Here is a 16468-nt window from a genome sequence, read left to right on the forward strand (position 1 = left end):
GCCGCGCAGGAACGGCTGTCACCGGTCAGCCGAGCTTGTCGGAAAGCTGTGGACATTCATACTTGATCGCCACGTCGATGACGGCTGCCAACTCGGCCGGTCGCAGTTGGCTGCCGATATAGACGAGCACCTTGGCCAGATCCTGCCGAGTTTCGACGAAGCTGCCCTCGCCCATGATGCAGGCGAGCCTGGTCTGATCGATGATCACGCCGTCGGAGAGGTCGACGCCGGCGGCACGCACCTCCGCGAACGCCTCCGGTGTCAGGCCTGGCGCTCCCGGCGGGGCCGTCACGGTCCGGGTGATCTCCGGAGGCAGCACGGCCTTGCGCGAAGGCGTGGTCGAGGTCAGCGGGGTGACCCGGTCCGGGGCAGTCGCCACACCGGTCGTGGTGCTGCACGCGGTGATCGTCGCGGCAGCTCCCAGCACGACCGCCACTGCTCGGCAGATCATCAGCGCCCCCTCGGCACAACCGTAGACCCGCAGGCACCGTCACCGAACCACGATCGCCGCAAGCGTGTGTTCAGCTGGGCGTGAAAGTCGGCCGCGCACCGCTGTGTTCGCTGTGATCGAGCACAGGAACGGCGGTTTCCTGTCGGTACGCTGGACGCATGAACGGCGTATTGCTCATCCTCATCGTCCTCGTCATCGCGGCGATCGCATTCGTCGTCTACAACTCGTCGCAAGCGAACAACCGGAAGTCGGCCGAGTCCCTCGCCGACGCGAAGGCCGACGCGCGACGCGTCATCGAGCGGCTCGGCGGGCAGGTGCTCAACCTCACCGGCAACGACGACGCCTCCAAGCAGGCGATGGCCGACGCCTCCGAGCGCTACACGGCGGCCTCCTCCCAGATCGAACAGGCCACCACCGCCAAGCAGGCCGAGCTGGCCAAGGAGAGCGCCATCGAGGGCCTTTACTACGTGCGCGCGGCGCGCACCGCGATGGGCATGGATCCCGGACCCGAGCTGGAATCGCTTGCCGGACAACGGACGGCGGGTGCGGTCACCGAGGATCGGCGCGTCGATTTCGAGGGCCGACAGATCGAGGCGTCCCCCACACCGTCGGAGCGGACCCCGAACTACTACCCCGGTGGCCGCGTCGCCGGACGACCCGTCCCGGCCGGCTGGTACTCCGAACCGTGGTGGAAGCCGGCTCTGGTCGCCGGCGCCTGGGGCCTGGGTTCGGCGATGCTGTTCAGCGCGATGTTCAGCGGAATGTCCGGCGTCGGCTATGACGCGCAGGCGTTCGAGAACGGTTACGGCGACGGTTTCCAGGACGGGCTCGACCAGGGTCAGCTCGACGGCGGCGGTGACGCCGGTGGCTTCGACGGCGGCGGTGATCAGGGCGGCTGGGACTCCGGCGGTTGGGATGGCGGCGGCGACTTCGGTGGCGGCGACTTCGGCGGGTTCGACTTCTAGGTCGCCGAGATCGACGAATAGTCGATTCCTACTCGCACAAGTTCACCCGTTTGTTCGGTTCGGCGTAGGTGAGCCGAGGTCAGGTTTGGCAGGTGGGGCACCAGAACACGTTGCGGGCCTCCAGCTCGGCGGTGCGCACGGGTGTCCCGCACACCCGGCACGGCTCACCGGTGCGGCGGTACACATAGGTGCGCGGGCGGCCGGGCCGGTACGACGGGGCGCCGCGGTCGTGTTCGGGACGCACCACCACGATCTTCCCGCGCCGCACGCCGACCTTCATGAGCGCGACGAGATCGGTCCACATGGCCTCGAACTCGTCACCGCTGATATGGGTGCCGGGTCGGTACGGATCGATCTGGTGCCGGAACAACAGCTCGCTGCGGTAGACGTTGCCCACCCCGGCCAGCACCGCCTGGTCCATCAACAGGGCGCCGATGGTCCTGCGGGAGTTCGCAATTCGTTTCCACGCGAGTTCCGGATCGGCGTCGGCGCGTAACGGGTCGGGGCCGAGCCGGGCGATCACGTCGTCCACTCCCCCGGCATCGATGACCTCACAGGCCGTCGGGCCGCGCAGGTCGGTGCCGTACTCGGCGCCGACCATCCGCATCCGAACCGCACCGACGGGCGCCGGCAGCGGCAGCGCGGCCTCGGTGAAGGTGCCATACAGCCCCAGATGCACGTGCACCACCGCGCCACCGTCGTAGTGGTGGAACAGGTGCTTGCCCCAGGCGTCGGCGCGGCGCAGCACGCGGCCGCTCACCGCGGCCGCACCGTCGGCGAAGCGGCCCTGCGGGCTCGACACCGTCACCGGTGACCGCCCGAACCGCTTCTGGTGCAACCGGGCGAGCCGGTGCAGGGTGTGCCCTTCGGGCATCGCTCAGGCGGGGGCGCCGGGCACCGGCGGAGCGATGTGGTCGATTTCGTAGGCGGCCAGGATGTCGATGCGCCGCTGGTGGCGTTCGGCCTCCGACCACGGGGTGGACAGGAAGGCGTCGACGATGGCGAGTGCCTCTTCCTCGGTGTGCATGCGACCACCCAGACCCATCAGCTGCGCCTTGTTGTGCTCGCGGGCCAGCTTCGCCGTCTCCACGCTCCAGGCCAGCGCGCACCGGGCGCCGGGAACCTTGTTGGCCGCGATCTGCTCGCCGTTGCCCGATCCGCCCAGCACGATGCCCAGGCTGTCGGGGTCGGCGACGGTCTTGATCGCGGCGTCAATGCAGAACGCCGGGTAGTCGTCCTCGGCGTCGTAGGCGTAGGCGCCACAGTCGATCGGCTCGTGGCCGGTCTTCTTGAGATGCTCGATGATGGTCTTCTTGAACTCGAATCCGGCGTGGTCGGCACCGATGTAGACGCGCATGGCGCTCACCCTATCTAGCCACTACGCCCAAACGAACATATGGGCGCCGAAGATCGAGTGGGGCTCGCCGAAACGTCAACCTCGGCGCCGGGCAGCCGCGGCTCAGCCGACGGTGATGGCGTCGAGCCGCTCCTTGATGAAGTCCGCCGAGGTCACCGGCTCCAGCCCGCCGACCCGCCCGATCGGCGGCGCCAGCGGGGTGACCAGCGCATCGTGGTTGGCCTCGTAGAAGTAGATCAACGAGACCAGGTCCTCCTCCGGGGCGTGCGGCTGCGGGGGCAACACCCGGTGCCGGCCCGACGGCCAGCGCCGCCCGCTCCAGTACTCCAGCAGATCGCCGATGTTGACGGTCAGCGCGCCCGGCTCCCACGGCGCGTCCTCCCACCCGGCCTGCTCGGAGTACACCTGCAGCCCGCCGGCGCCGGGTTCACGGTCCAGCACCGTGACGGTGCCGAAGTCGGTGTGCGGGCCGATGCGGAATTGTCCGGGTTCGGGTTCGCCGACCACGCTGACCGGCGGGTAGTGGTTGATGTTCATGGTCCAGGTCGGCCGGCTGGCCAGCGCGGCAAAAGGATTCGCCGGCAACCCGAGTGCCTTGGCGAACAGCGCCAGCAGGTCATCGGAGAGTGTGCGCATGGCGGCGGTGTACTCACCGACCAAACCCTGCAACTGCGCCACCTCGGCCGGCCACACGTTGGGCGCGAACCAGATCCGGTCGACGTCGGGATCGCCGGTCTGGGTCTCGGCGCCCAGGCTGAAGCTCTCCTTCAGATCGGGCGGGGTCTCGGTGCCTTCGGCATAGGCGTTGGCTTCGGCACCGGGACCGATCCAGCCATGCCCACCCACGGGCACCGAATAGCGTTGCTTCACCTCGGTCGGCAGCGCGAAGAACTCACGGCTCGCGGCGCGCACCCGGGCGGCGAGATCGGTGTCGACACCGTGGCCGGTGACGATGATGAACCCGGCCCGCTGCAGTCCCTCGTCGACCTCGGCGGCCAGCGCGTCGGCGTCGGCCCCACCGGCGTACCAGCGCGAGATGTCCACTGTTGCAATGGCGCTCATTCAGCCACTCCGATGTCCTCGTTCCACAGGTCGGGTCGGGCGGCGATGAACTCCGCCATCATCGTCACGCACCGCTCGTCTTCCAGCAGGGTGATCTGCACGCCGTTCTCGGCCAGCCACTCGTGTCCCCCGGAGAAGGTCTTGGCCTCCCCGATCACCACAGCACCGATGTTGAACTGGCGCACCAGCCCACTGCAGTACCAGCACGGCGACAGCGTCGTCACCATCACCGTGGACCGGTAGTCACGTTGGCGCCCGGCGTTGCGGAATGCGTCGGTCTCCCCGTGCACCGAGGGGTCGTCGTTCTGCACGCGTCGGTTGTGCCCACTGCCCAGCAGCACGCCGTCGGCGGTGAACAGTGCCGCGCCGATCGGGATACCGCCTTCGGACAACCCTTTTCGTGCCTCGTCGACGGCGACGTCGAGCATCTGCTCCGGGGTCACGCGATCACCTTCTCCGCTTCGATCTTGGACCGGCACAGCACCAGATAACAGCCGCCGGCGAGCACGAATCCGACAAAGAACCCGATATCCCCGAGCTGAGGCACCGCCCGCACGACGTATCCGACGAACAGTTCCTGATTGCAGAACAGCAGGAATGACACGACCAGGCCGATGAGGAACGACAGTAGCCCGGGCCGGTTCGAGTAGGTGTGGTCATAGAGGAATCCGTCGACGCGGTGGCCGCGGCGCAGGATCTGGTCGGCGAACACCACGCCCAGCCACGGCCCCACCCAGTAGGCGATCAGGAACAGGAAGCTCTTGTAACTGGTCGCGGCATCGGCCAGCGCCCACCAGGCGACCAGGAATCCGGCCAACCCGAAGAACGCCGTCGCCAGGGCCCGTGCGATATGGGCGGGCAGCGTGACGCCCGTTGTGACGAATGCCATGCCCGCCGAATAGACGTTGATGGCGTTGGCCGCGACGGCACCGATCGCGATGGCCAGCAGGGTGGCCGCGGCCAGCCACCCGGGCAGCGAGCTGGTGAACGCGTCGGTCGGGTTGTCGGTCGCGGCGGTGACGATGGTGACCGAGGCGGCGCCGACGATCGCCAGGATGGTGCAGGCTCCGAACAGTCCGGCCGCGGCGAACAGGCCGGTGCGCATCGGGGAGACACTGCTGGGCAGGTAGCGGCTGAAGTCCGCGGCGTACGGCGCCCAGCCGGCGACGTAGCCGAAGGTGGTGCCGACCGTCAGCAGGAATCCGCCCAGCCCACCGACGCCACCGTCCAGCGCGGGGGCGGCCAGATCGGCCTTGGACATGATCACCACCGAGGTCACCGCGAAGATCACCGCCAGCACCGGGAACGCCCAGCGTTCGAACGCCTGCACCAGGTTGTGCCCGAAGAAGGCCAGCGCGGTTTGCACGGCGACCACCAGCACCAGCGCGAGCAGCGGGCCGATGCCGAACAGGGTGGACAGCGCGAACGCCGCGCTGATGCTGTTGGTGGCGAACCAGCCGACCCCCGCGGTGATGGCCATCAAGGTCGAGGGCACACCGTTGCCCCGGTAGCCGAACGACAGTCGCCCCACCACCATCTGCGGGACGCCGAGTCGCGGTCCGCGGGCCGACAGGAAGAAGTGCGCCAGCGCGCCCAGGCCGGCGCCGACGATGATGCCCGCGGCGGCCTGCCAGAAGTTCATGCCGAAGTAGGAGACGGCCAGCACGCCCAAGAAGATGGTGGCGAACTCCAGATTCGGCGAGGCCCAGGTCCACAGCAACTGGCTCGGCCGGCCGTGCCGGTCGGCCTCGGCGATGAACTCGTTGCCGCCCGGTTCTACCGCGACGATGCGATCCCGATAGGTGCCGTCGGTGGTGGGTTCAGCCGCTGTCATTCTGAGCACCTTGATGCCACCGGCACGTGCTTGCAACCGGAACGACCGAATTTCACACTACGGATTTCGTCGTCGTCCACTCGTCGTACATCCGTCGGTGGGTTGCTGTTCAACTGAAAATGCGTTGCCCGACAGGCCATCCCACGCGTCAATATCCACTCCGCAGGCTTGCTAGATTGGCTGCGCAATCCGGGGGCCGGCGGACAGAAACGGAGAAGATCCATGGGCAGCGCAGTGTCGGCGTCGGTGCGCGACGCCATCACCGGCGATACCGTCGCACGGTGGTTGCGCGAGGTCATCGACCCCGCCGAGCGGACGCACCAACTGACCCGGCTGACCGCGCAGGAGTCACGGGCGCTGGGCGCCAGACTGGACGGGCACACCGCCGCGGAACTGTTCGAATCGATCGATGACACGCTGTCGGCCGAACTGCTCGAGGCCATGGACGCGCGCGACGCCGCGGGCGCGGTCGATGCCCTCGATCTCGACCACGCCGCCGACGTCCTGCGCGATGTCAAGGAAGCGCCCCGCGAGTCGCTGTTGTCGGCGCTGCCGCAACCGCGCGCCGACGCGCTGCGCGGATTGCTCAGCTGGCCGCAGGACTCGGTGGCCGCGCACATGGTTCCCGAGGCGCTGACGGTGAGACCGGATATGACCGTCGCCGCCGCAGTCGCCACCATCCGCGCCGACGCTGCCACGCTGCGCAGCGATTCGCGCACGGGCGCATACGTGTACGTCACCGACGACGGCAATCATCTGCTCGGTGTCCTGGCGTTCCGCGATCTGGTGCTCACCGATGCCGAGCAGCCCGTGTCGGCGCTGACCGACACCGACGTGCTGTCGGTATCCCCGCTGACCGACGCCGAGGACGCCGCGCAGACCCTGATGGACCACAACCTGGTCGCCGTCCCGGTGGTCGATGCCGAGAACCGACTGCTGGGCATCCTCACCGAGAACACCGCCGGCGATATCACCGAGGAGGAGGCGACCGAGGACGCCGAACGCCAGGGCGGGTCCGAACCGCTGGAGGTGCCCTATCTGCGCGCGTCGCCGTGGCTGCTGTGGCGCAAGCGCATCGGCTGGTTGTTGCTGCTGTTCATCGCCGAGGCCTACACCGGCACCGTACTGCGCCACTTCGAGGAGGAGATGGAGGCCGTCGTCGCGCTGGCCTTCTTCATCCCGCTGCTGATCGGCACCGGCGGCAACACCGGCACCCAGATCACCACCACGCTGGTCCGCGCGATGGCCACCGGTCAGGTGCGGCTACGGGACGTGCCCGCCGTGCTGGCCAAGGAGATGTCCACCGGCATGATGATCGCTCTCACCATGGCGTTGGCCGCGCTCATCCGGGCCTGGATGCTGGGTGTGGGGCCCGAGATCACCCTGACGGTGACACTGACCGTCGCGGCCATCGTGCTGTGGTCGTCTTTCGTGGCGTCGGTGTTGCCGCCGGTGCTCAAGAAATGCCGCGTCGACCCGGCCGTGGTGTCGGCGCCGATGATCGCCACCATCGTCGACGGCACCGGACTGATCATCTACTTCATGATCGCCCACGCGACGCTGTCCCAGCTGCAGGGGCTGTGATCAGTCGAACTCCGGCGACTCGTGCCGGGTGCGCTTGAGCTCGAAGAAGTGCGGGTAGGACGCGAAGATCACCGACGCGTCCCACAACTTGCCGGCCTCCTCGCCGCGCGGGATCCGCGAGAGCACCGGGCCGAAGAACGCGACACCGTTGACGTGGATGGTCGGCGTGCCGACATCATCACCGACGGCATCCATGCCGGCATGGTGGCTCTTGCGCAGCGCCTCGTCGTACGTGTCGGTGGTGGCCGCCTCGGCGAGTTCGGCGGGCAGGCCGACCTGCTCCAGGGACTTCTTGATCACGTCATCGAAGTCCTTGTTGCCGTCGTTGTGGATCAACGTGCCCATCGCGGTGTAGAGCGGGGACAGGATCTCGGACCCGTGCGCCTGTTCGGCGGCGATGGCCACCCGCACCGGCCCCCAGGCCTTCTTCATCATCTCCTGGTACTCCTCGGGCAGATCACGGCCCTCATTGAGCACCGCCAGGCTCATGACGTGGAAGTTGACTTCGATATCGCGGACCTTCTCGACCTCGAGAATCCAGCGTGAGGTGATCCAGCACCACGGACACAGCGGGTCGAACCAGAATCCGGCGACATCTTTCCCAGCCATTCGTGCACCCTCTCGCTCGTCGTGTGGTCGGTCTTCACGACGGCACAACTGTCGTCGCCGGGCATATGTTCCCCGCCGGGGACTAAGTTAGGCCTCGTGGCTCTTCCCAATCTGACTCGTGACCAGGCCGCCGAACGCGCCGCCCTGGTGACCGTGGACAACTACCGCATCGATCTGGACCTCACCACCGGTGAGAAGACGTTCCGGTCCATCACCACCGTGACGTTCGCCGCGCTCGCCGGCGCGGACACCTATATCGACCTGGCCGCCGACACGGTGCACAGCGCCACCCTCAACGGTCACCCGCTGGACGTGTCCGGCTACGACGAATCCACCGGCATCGCGCTCCCCGGGCTGGCCGAGCGCAACGAACTCGTCGTCGAGGCCGACTGCCTGTACTCGAACACCGGTGAGGGTCTGCACCGCTTCGTCGACCCCGTCGACAATGAGGTCTACCTGTACTCACAGTTCGAGACCGCCGACGCCAAGCGGATGTTCGCCTGCTTCGACCAGCCCGACCTGAAGGCCACCTTCGATGTGACGGTGACGGCTCCCGAGCACTGGCAGGTCATCTCCAACGGCGCGACGGCCTCCGTCGAGAGCGGCCGGCACACCTTCGTCACCACGCCGCGGATGAGCACCTACCTGGTGGCGCTGATCGCCGGCCCGTACGCCCGCTGGGACGACGTCTACAGCGACGAGCACGGTGACATCCCGCTGGGCATCTTCTGCCGGGCGTCGTTGGCGGAGTTCATGGACGCCGAGCGGCTGTTCACCGAGACCAAGCAGGGTTTCGGCTTCTACCACCGCAACTTCGGCGAACCCTACGCCTTCGGCAAGTACGACCAGCTGTTCGTGCCGGAGTTCAACGCCGGGGCCATGGAGAACGCCGGGGCGGTCACGTTCCTGGAGGACTACGTCTTCCGGTCCAAGGTCACCCGCTACTCCTACGAGCGGCGCGCCGAGACCGTGCTGCACGAGATGGCACACATGTGGTTCGGCGATCTGGTCACCATGCAGTGGTGGGATGACCTGTGGCTCAACGAATCCTTCGCGACGTTCGCCTCGGTGCTGTGCCAGGCCGAGGCCACCGAGTACACCCAGGCCTGGACGACGTTCGCCAACGTGGAGAAGTCCTGGGCCTATCGCCAGGATCAGCTGCCGTCGACTCACCCGGTGGCCGCCGACATCCCGGACCTGCACGCCGTCGAGGTGAACTTCGACGGCATCACCTACGCCAAGGGCGCCAGTGTGCTCAAGCAGCTGGTCGCGTACGTGGGCCTGGAGGCGTTCCTCGCCGGGCTGCGCGACTACTTCCGCGACCACGCCTTCGGCAACGCCACCTTCGGGGATCTGCTTGGCGCGCTGGAGAAGTCGTCGGGTCGCGACCTGTCCGGTTGGGGTCGGCAGTGGCTCAAGACGACCGGACTGAACACGTTGCGCGCCGATTTCGATGTCGACGACGACGGCAAGTTCAGCCGGTTCGCGGTGCAGCAGTCCGGTGCGGCGCCGGGCGCCGGTGAGACCCGGGTGCATCGGCTGGCCGTCGGCGTGTACGACGAGGACGCCTCCGGCAAACTGGTCCGGGTGCATCGCGAGGAACTCGACATCGAGGGCGCACGCACCGATGTGCCTGCACTGGTGGGTGTTCCGCGCGGCCGCCTCATCCTGGTCAACGATGACGATCTGACCTACTGCTCGTCGCGGCTGGATCCGCAGTCGCTGCAGACGGTGCTGAGCCGGATCGCCGATATCGCCGATCCGCTGCCCCGTACCCTGGCGTGGTCGGCGGCCTGGGAGATGACCCGCGAGGCCGAGATGAAGGCCCGCGATTTCGTGACCCTGGTCATCAGCGGTATCCACGGTGAGACCGAAGTAGGTGTGGCGCAACGACTGCTGCTGCAGGCGCAGACCGCCCTGGGTTCCTACGCCGACCCGGCGTGGGCGGCAGAGAACGGTTGGCCGGCGTTCGGCGATGCGCTGCTGGACCTGGCGCGCGAGTCCGCACCGGGATCGGATCATCAGCTGGCGTTCGTCAATGCGCTGTGCACGTCGGTGCTCGCACCGAATCACATCGCGGTGCTGTCGACGCTGCTGGACAACGAGCCGGCCGCGGTGAACCTGGCCGGTCTGGTCATCGACACCGATCTGCGGTGGCGCATCGTCACCGCCCTGGCCCGCGCCGGGGTGATCGACGCCGACGGCGCCGAGACACCGTTCATCGACACCGAGGCCGCGAACGACAACACTGCGGCCGGCAAGCGCAACGCCGCAGCCGCGGCCGCCGCGCGTCCGCAGCGCATGGTCAAGAACGCGGCGTGGCAGCGGGTCATCGAGGACGACAGCCTGGCCAACATCACCACCCGGGCCATCGTCGGCGGATTCGTGCAGCCCGGCCAGGCCGAGTTGTTGGCGACGTTCCGGGATCTGTACTTCGCCTCGATCTCCGGGGTGTGGGAGCGCCGGTCCAGTGAGGTCGCCCAGACCGTGGTGATCGGTCTGTACCCGTCGTGGGATATCAGCCAGGGTGGGCTGGACGCCGCCGATGCGTTCCTGGCCGACCCGGCGGTGCCGCCGGCGCTGCGCCGGCTGGTGGTCGAGGGCCGGGCCGGCGTGGAGCGGTCGCTGCGGGCGCGCAAGTTCGACGTCAGCTAGCTTCCGGCGAGCGTGCGTGTCTGCTCCCCGACACGCCGCTCGCGCAGCCGAGTTATCGCACGCTCGCGCCGCATGATCTTGCGGTGGCCGTCAGCAACTCGCGCAGAGCCCGCGCCGCGCGCAGGCGCACCCGCCGCGTCAAGGCGGTGGTCAACGACCTGACCGCCGAGCAGTGGACCGCGATCCGGGACGCCTGGGGCGGATGCGCGTACTGCGGAGTTGTCGACAAGCCGCTGCAGCGCGACTGCGTCATGGCGATCTCGCGCGGCGGGCGCTACACCATCGAGAACGTGGTGCCCGCCTGCGCGGCATGCAATGCCAGCAAGTGCAACGACGAGGTCACCGGCTGGATGCGCCGCAAGCGCCTCGCCGAACGCTTGTTCCTGGAGCGCTACGTCGCCATCCGCGCACAGCTGATCTGAAAAAGCACTCGGCCCCGGTACCGCGGTACCGGGGCCGAGAAACAACTGGCGTCAGGCCGGCGAGACCGCCGCCGACATCACGTTGATGGCGCTGATCAGACCGTCGATCAGATTGCCCTCACGCAGCGAACCGAGCGCGGCGGAAACCCCGAGCGGTGCGGCCGTCTCGGCGCCACGGCCCTTGAGCCCGGCACCGAAGACCACCTCGATGGCCCGCTGATTCGGCGACACCGCCAGCAGCATCGCGTCGTCGGCGGTGGGCACCTTGGCCAGGATCTCGCGCGCCGTGGCGGCGGTGTCCGTGCCGAGGTCGCCGATGAAGACCGCGAATCGCGCCTTGGCGTAGCGCGAGCCGTACTTCAGGGCGTTGTCGAGGGCGACCAGGTCCTTGGTCGAGAACGGGTAGTGCACCGACAGCTCACCCGGTTCGGTGACCCCGGAGATCCGGCCGCTGCTGGTCAGCGCGTACCCGTAGGGCAGGGCGACCTCGGCGCTGGTGGGCACCACATCATGGCTACCACTTGCCACTTGCGCCACCTCCCACCGTCACGTGATGGCCGTGGCCGCCGTGACCATGGTCGGCCGGCTCATCGGCTGCCCACAGGATCGGGGCGTGCGTCCACTCGTCGCCGAGCTTGTATGACTCAGGGTGCGGTCCCTTGTGGCGGTAGGCCAGCGCGGCCAACACCAGAAACACGAGCAGCGGGACCCCACCCATCAGGGAATGGCTAAGTGCTGTGCTCACAAGGCAAACCGTATCGCAGCGTCGCTCAGGCCGCGCCTTCACCCAGATATCTGACCCACGCCGGGTCCAGTTCCTTGACCGAGGACAGCAGCCGCCAGTGCTGTCCCTTGGGCGGCATCGGCGCCGAGCGCAGCGACCAGCCCAACTCCGAGAGCAGCCGATCGGCCTTGCGGTGGTTGCACGCCGAGCAGGCGGCGACGCAGTTCTCCCAGGAGTGCTCGCCGCCGCGGCTGCGCGGGATGACGTGGTCGACGGTGTCGGCCTTGCCGCCGCAGTATGCACACCGGAACCGGTCGCGGTGCATCAGGGCGGCCCGTGTCATCGGGATACGCGCCCGGTAGGGCACCCGGACGAACGTCCGCAGCCGGATCACCGACGGGACGACGATGGACCGCGTGGCGGAGTGGATGACCGGCCCGGTGGGGTCGTCGTGCACCACGTCGGCCTTACCGCACATCAGCATGATGACGGCCCGGCGCATCGGCAGCGCGGTCAGCGGTTCATAGGTCGAATTGAGCAGCAGCACCCGGCGGCGTCCCGACACCGATCCCTGATGGACGGTCGGGGGTGCATCGGCGACCTGTAGTGCGCGCGCAGCGGCAGGGGCGACCACGGCCGTGGGGTATGAGCCCGCCCGTCGAGCAGGGCTTTTCTTGCGCTGCGACATTCGTCCTCCGGAGGACAGTCCACCACGATTCGGTGCCGCTCGCACGGCTATTTCGTCGGTGTTCGCTGGTCAGTCCGGTGAACATCGGGTGAAAGATCTGTTAGACTTGCTAAGCGCAGTTGCTCAAGGAAGGGCCTTACAACCGCTTCGGCGACGACCCAGGCCCAGGCGCTGCAGTCGGAGGAATCTACCCCTTGGACACGGTATCCACCGTCGTCCGCACATCCACGCACGAGTACAGCCCCGGGCTGCTCATCGACATCACACGGCCGCCGTATACGGGCGACCCGATGCCGGTGATCCTCTGGCTGCACGGCGGCGGATGGCGGATGCAGGATCGCACTGCCCGGCCGGATCTGTTGCAGCACTTCGCTATTTACGGTTATGTGATGGCAAGCATCGACTACCGGCTGACACCGGGCACCCGCCATCCCGGCCAGTTGTACGACGTGCGAGCGGCGCTGCGCTGGTTGCGCAGAAACGCCGCGGCGCTGAACGCCGACCCCCACCGCATCGGGTTGTGGGGATCCTCGGCCGGTGCGCACCTGGCCGCGCTGGCCGGATTGCGCGCCAACCTCGCGCCGCTTCCCAGCGACGGGCGCGGCCGCGTCTCCCCCGCCGTCGTGGCCGTCGTGGCCGGGTACGGGCCCGCCGATCTGACCGCTGCGCCGGCCGGCAGTCCGGAGGCCGGTCTGCTCGGCGGGCCGGCCGTCGAGCGGCCGGCGGCCGCACGCGATGCCAGCCCCGCCCTGCAGGTCGGCCCGCACGCCCCGCCGTTCCTGTTGCTGCACGGATGTGCCGACACCCTGGTGCCGCCCACGCACAGCATCGCGCTGTACGACGCGCTGCGGCGCCACGACAACGACGCCGCGCTCTATCTGATCGATGGCTTCGGGCACGGCTTCCTCAATCCCGGTGACGTGCTGGAACTCGGTCCGGGCCAACTGCTGGACCAAGGCCACCTGGAACGGGACCCGCACGCTCGGGCGTCCGTGCGCGCCGGCGGTCCGCGGCTGGGCGCATTCGCACAACGGCACCCGCACGCGTCGTTCTCCACCATCGAAGCCTTCTTCGCGCTCACCCTGAAGGAGCAGCCGTGACGTTGACCGACATCCAATCCGCCGCCCCGTTGCGCAACACGCTGCCCGGAACCTGCCTGCCCTTCTACATGGCCGCCGGTGAGGGTCTGCGCTATGAGTCCGCCGGCCAACTGGTCACCGTCATCGCCCGTCCCGAGGACACCGGCGGTCAGTTCGGAGCGGCCTACGTCTACGGCGCGAAGGGCACCGAGACGACGTTCATCTCCCACGACCAAGGACACCGGTTCCTGTACGTCACCGACGGGCAGCTCCAGGTGTGGCTACCCGAGGAGACGCACCAGCTCATCCCGGGCGATTCGGTGACCATTCCGGCCGGGACCCCGTACGCCTACCGGATGCTCGCGCACCGCACCCGGTTCCTGAGCTGGCTCACCGGTGGCGGCCACGACTGGGCGCACAGCGACTACCGCGAGACCGCCGCACACGTGTATCCGGCCGGGCCATCGGCGCTGCAACAATCCGAGGCGGCCGACCGGTTCGGCATCAGGCTGCACGATCTGGAGAAGACGGTGTTGCCGCCGCGAACCGGCACCGACCTGCCCACTGCGGCCACGCCGTATGTGCTGCGTGCGGGTGAGGGTGACCGTTGGGCCGCCGACGATCAGCTGAACACCTATCTGGCCCGGCCGGCCAACACCGGCGCGAGCTATTTCGCGATGCACACCATCGGCGCCAAGAGCGCCTACATCCCGCGCCACTTCCACCGCGAACACACCGAGAACTTCTTCTGTCTGGAGGGACGCATCCTGCTGCACGTCAACGGCGAGGAGTTGGTGTTGACCAAGGGCGACTTCGTGCACGCGCCGGCCGGCACGGTCCACAGCTTCGCCTTCGACAGCCACACCACGCAGATGCTCGGCCTGTTGACGACCGGTGTGTTCGAGAAATTCTTCGAATACATGAACAGCCCCACCGAAGCCCATGTGCACGTCGAGGGGGCTGACGTGGGATTCCCCGTCGACGGGTTCGCCCGGGCACGCGCCGAGCTGGACCTCGAAGTCGTCGGGCCGCCCCCGATGCGCGGTCGTTGACCCCGGGGCAAGCGAAGCGACGGGCCAGTATCGGGAACAATGGAGCTGTGACCCAGCCGCAGCACACGTTCTACGACGACGTCGGAGGCCACGAGACGTTCACCGCGATCGTGGCCAAGTTCTACGAACTGGTGCGTGAGGACGAGATCCTGCTGCCGCTGTACCCCGCCGACGATATGGACGGCGCCGAGGAGCGGCTGCGGCTGTTCCTGGAGCAGTACTGGGGCGGGCCGCGGACCTACTCCGATCAGCGCGGCCATCCGCGGTTGCGGATGCGGCATTCGCCGTTCCGCATCGGCTTCCTGGAACGCGACGCCTGGCTGCGCTGCATGCACACCGCGGTCGCCTCGATCGACTCGCAGACGCTGGACGACCGGCACCGCAAGGCCCTGCTGGACTACTTCCAGATGGCCGCCGATTCGATGGTGAACTCGGCGTTTTGATGGCGCGGCCCAGCTCCCGTCGCCCGCCCTGGTGGTCGCATGCGGTCTTCTACCAGGTCTATCCGCGCTCGTTCGCCGACAGCGACGGTGACGGTGTCGGCGACCTGGACGGCATCACCGCGCACCTGGACTACCTGGGCGCCCTCGGCGTGCAGGCGCTGTGGCTCAACCCGGTGATGGTGTCACCGATGACCGACCACGGCTACGACGTGGCCGACCCGCGCGATATCGATCCGTTGTTCGGTGATCTGGCCGCACTCGACCGGCTGCTGGTCGCGGCGCACGCCCGCGACATCCGGGTCACCATGGATCTGGTGCCCAACCATGTCAGTTCGGCGCATCCATGGTTCGTCGAGGCCCTGGCCGATCCCGCCCGGCGCGACCGGTTCATCTTCCGTGAGGGAGTCGACGGTGGGCCGCCCAACAACTGGGTGTCGGTCTTCGGCGGACCCGCCTGGACCCAGGTGCCCGACGGGCAGTGGTACCTGCACCTGTTCGACTCCGCCCAGCCCGACCTGAACTGGGAGCACCCCGAGGTGTTCGCCGATATCGAAACCACGCTGCGGTTCTGGCTGGACCGCGGAGTGGACGGCTTCCGCATCGACGTGGCACACGGCATGGCCAAACCGGTCGACCTGCCCGATATGGACTTGACCGCCAATCAGTTGCTGCGCAACAAGGCCGACGATCCGCGGTTCGACAACGAGGCCGTCCACGACATCCACCGGTTCATCCGCCGGGTGCTCGACGACTACCCGGATGCGGTGACCATCGGCGAGATCTGGGTCCATGGCAACGAGCAGTTCGCCAAGTATCTGCGTCCCGACGAACTGCATCTGGGCTTCAATTTCCAACTGGCGCAGGCTGAGTTCTCCGCCGACGCCGTGCGGGTGGCCGTCGACAACTCCCTGGCCGCGGCCGCACTGGCCGGTGCGGCACCCACCTGGACGCTGTCCAATCATGATGTGGTGCGCGAGGTGTCGCGATATGGCAATGGCACCGGCGGGCTGGCCCGGGCTCGGGCGATGGCTCTGGTGAAGCTGGCGCTGCCGGGGTCGGTGTTCGTCTACAACGGTGCCGAACTGGGATTGCCGAACGTCGAGCTACCCGACGAGGTGCTGCAGGATCCGGTGTGGGAGCGCTCGGGTCGGTCCGAGCGCGGTCGCGACGGCTGTCGTGTGCCGATGCCGTGGCGTGGGTCGCAGCCGCCCTACGGGTTCTCGTCGTCGACGGATACCTGGTTGCCGATGCCCGCAGGCTGGGGGCCGTTGACCGTGGAAGCTCAGTCCGGGGATCCGTCGTCGACGCTGACGCTGTACCGTCGGGCGATCGAATTGCGTTCCACGCGTTCGGAGTTCAGCGGCGAGGGCGTCGAATGGCTCGGCGAGTCGGTCTTCCGGCGTCCGGGCGGCTTGATGTGCGTGTTCAACACCGGTGACGCGCCCAGCCTGTTGCCCGACGGGGAGGTGTTGTTGAGCAGCGGGCCGCTCGATGACGGTCTGCTGCCGCCGGACACTGCGGTGTGGGTGGTCTGAGCGCAGCC

Annotated in this window: 18 protein-coding genes; 8 read left to right on the forward strand and 10 right to left on the reverse strand. The window is 68.0% G+C overall.

Annotated features, from left to right (window positions below):
- Positions 1-25: 25 nt before the first annotated feature.
- Positions 26-451 carry a hypothetical protein gene (locus tag ACWDUN_RS15025; RefSeq protein WP_449929898.1) on the reverse strand — a complete coding sequence of 142 codons (426 nt, stop codon included), beginning with the start codon at positions 449-451 and terminating at the stop codon, positions 26-28.
- A 158-nt stretch (positions 452-609) separates the two neighbouring features.
- On the opposite strand from ACWDUN_RS15025, the gene ACWDUN_RS15030 reads away from it, so the two are divergent.
- The gene (locus ACWDUN_RS15030; protein ID WP_449929900.1) at positions 610-1416 is read left to right on the forward strand and encodes a DUF1542 domain-containing protein; all 807 of its coding nucleotides are present in this window, start codon (positions 610-612) and stop codon (positions 1414-1416) included.
- Between the two features lie 79 nt (positions 1417-1495).
- On the opposite strand, the gene ACWDUN_RS15035 is transcribed toward ACWDUN_RS15030, so the two are convergent.
- The 5 genes from ACWDUN_RS15035 to ACWDUN_RS15055 all read right to left on the reverse strand — a co-directional run bounded on the left by ACWDUN_RS15035 (position 1496) and on the right by ACWDUN_RS15055 (position 5669).
- The gene (locus ACWDUN_RS15035; RefSeq protein WP_449929902.1) at positions 1496-2290 is read right to left on the reverse strand and encodes an Fpg/Nei family DNA glycosylase; all 795 of its coding nucleotides are present in this window, start codon (positions 2288-2290) and stop codon (positions 1496-1498) included.
- A 3-nt stretch (positions 2291-2293) separates the two neighbouring features.
- Positions 2294-2773 carry a ribose-5-phosphate isomerase gene (locus ACWDUN_RS15040; protein WP_449929904.1) on the reverse strand — a complete coding sequence of 160 codons (480 nt, stop codon included), beginning with the start codon at positions 2771-2773 and terminating at the stop codon, positions 2294-2296.
- 102 nt (positions 2774-2875) lie between these two features.
- Positions 2876-3835, reverse strand: coding sequence for an isopenicillin N synthase family dioxygenase (locus ACWDUN_RS15045; RefSeq protein WP_449929906.1), 960 nt, complete (start codon positions 3833-3835; stop codon positions 2876-2878).
- Positions 3832-4263 carry a nucleoside deaminase gene (locus ACWDUN_RS15050; RefSeq protein WP_449930187.1) on the reverse strand — a complete coding sequence of 144 codons (432 nt, stop codon included), beginning with the start codon at positions 4261-4263 and terminating at the stop codon, positions 3832-3834. Before ACWDUN_RS15050 ends, ACWDUN_RS15045 begins: the two co-directional genes overlap by 4 nt.
- A gap of 11 nt (positions 4264-4274) precedes the next feature.
- Entirely contained in the window at positions 4275-5669 is a 1395-nt protein-coding gene (locus ACWDUN_RS15055; RefSeq protein WP_449929908.1) for a purine-cytosine permease family protein, read from the reverse strand.
- A gap of 222 nt (positions 5670-5891) precedes the next feature.
- Here ACWDUN_RS15055 and mgtE point away from each other — a divergent pair, with 222 nt between their 5' ends.
- Positions 5892-7253: a magnesium transporter gene (gene mgtE, locus ACWDUN_RS15060; RefSeq protein WP_449929910.1), complete on the forward strand. Its 1362-nt coding sequence runs from the start codon at positions 5892-5894 to the stop codon at positions 7251-7253.
- Here the strand turns inward: mgtE and ACWDUN_RS15065 are convergent, their stop codons facing one another.
- Entirely contained in the window at positions 7254-7862 is a 609-nt protein-coding gene (locus ACWDUN_RS15065) for a mycothiol-dependent nitroreductase Rv2466c family protein (RefSeq protein WP_449929912.1), read from the reverse strand.
- Between the two features lie 96 nt (positions 7863-7958).
- Between ACWDUN_RS15065 and pepN the strand changes: the two genes are divergently transcribed.
- Positions 7959-10517, forward strand: coding sequence for an aminopeptidase N (gene pepN, locus ACWDUN_RS15070; protein WP_449929914.1), 2559 nt, complete (start codon positions 7959-7961; stop codon positions 10515-10517).
- 83 nt (positions 10518-10600) lie between these two features.
- Positions 10601-10939 (forward strand): HNH endonuclease, encoded by a 339-nt coding sequence (locus ACWDUN_RS15075; protein ID WP_449929916.1) that lies wholly within the window; start codon positions 10601-10603, stop codon positions 10937-10939.
- A 51-nt stretch (positions 10940-10990) separates the two neighbouring features.
- Here ACWDUN_RS15075 and ACWDUN_RS15080 read toward each other — a convergent pair whose 3' ends face one another.
- The 3 genes from ACWDUN_RS15080 to ACWDUN_RS15090 are packed head-to-tail and all read right to left on the reverse strand — an operon-like array spanning position 10991 to position 12351.
- Positions 10991-11467 (reverse strand): DUF5130 domain-containing protein, encoded by a 477-nt coding sequence (locus tag ACWDUN_RS15080; protein ID WP_449929918.1) that lies wholly within the window; start codon positions 11465-11467, stop codon positions 10991-10993.
- The gene (ctaJ, locus tag ACWDUN_RS15085) at positions 11454-11657 is read right to left on the reverse strand and encodes an aa3-type cytochrome oxidase subunit CtaJ (RefSeq protein ID WP_449930189.1); all 204 of its coding nucleotides are present in this window, start codon (positions 11655-11657) and stop codon (positions 11454-11456) included. The genes ACWDUN_RS15080 and ctaJ overlap by 14 nt, the downstream gene beginning before the upstream one ends.
- Before the next feature lie 52 nt (positions 11658-11709).
- Positions 11710-12351, reverse strand: coding sequence for an HNH endonuclease (locus ACWDUN_RS15090; RefSeq protein WP_449929920.1), 642 nt, complete (start codon positions 12349-12351; stop codon positions 11710-11712).
- A 194-nt stretch (positions 12352-12545) separates the two neighbouring features.
- On the opposite strand from ACWDUN_RS15090, the gene ACWDUN_RS15095 reads away from it, so the two are divergent.
- The 4 genes from ACWDUN_RS15095 to ACWDUN_RS15110 are packed head-to-tail and all read left to right on the forward strand — an operon-like array spanning position 12546 to position 16460.
- Positions 12546-13451, forward strand: coding sequence for an alpha/beta hydrolase fold domain-containing protein (locus ACWDUN_RS15095; protein WP_449929922.1), 906 nt, complete (start codon positions 12546-12548; stop codon positions 13449-13451).
- Positions 13448-14482 carry a quercetin 2,3-dioxygenase gene (locus tag ACWDUN_RS15100; RefSeq protein WP_449929924.1) on the forward strand — a complete coding sequence of 345 codons (1035 nt, stop codon included), beginning with the start codon at positions 13448-13450 and terminating at the stop codon, positions 14480-14482. Before ACWDUN_RS15095 ends, ACWDUN_RS15100 begins: the two co-directional genes overlap by 4 nt.
- Before the next feature lie 47 nt (positions 14483-14529).
- Positions 14530-14925: a globin gene (locus ACWDUN_RS15105; RefSeq protein WP_449929926.1), complete on the forward strand. Its 396-nt coding sequence runs from the start codon at positions 14530-14532 to the stop codon at positions 14923-14925.
- Positions 14925-16460 carry an alpha-amylase family glycosyl hydrolase gene (locus ACWDUN_RS15110; protein WP_449929928.1) on the forward strand — a complete coding sequence of 512 codons (1536 nt, stop codon included), beginning with the start codon at positions 14925-14927 and terminating at the stop codon, positions 16458-16460. The genes ACWDUN_RS15105 and ACWDUN_RS15110 overlap by 1 nt, the downstream gene beginning before the upstream one ends.
- The last annotated feature ends 8 nt before the right edge of the window (positions 16461-16468 follow it).

This window comes from Mycobacterium sp. NPDC003323 (assembly GCF_053589535.1).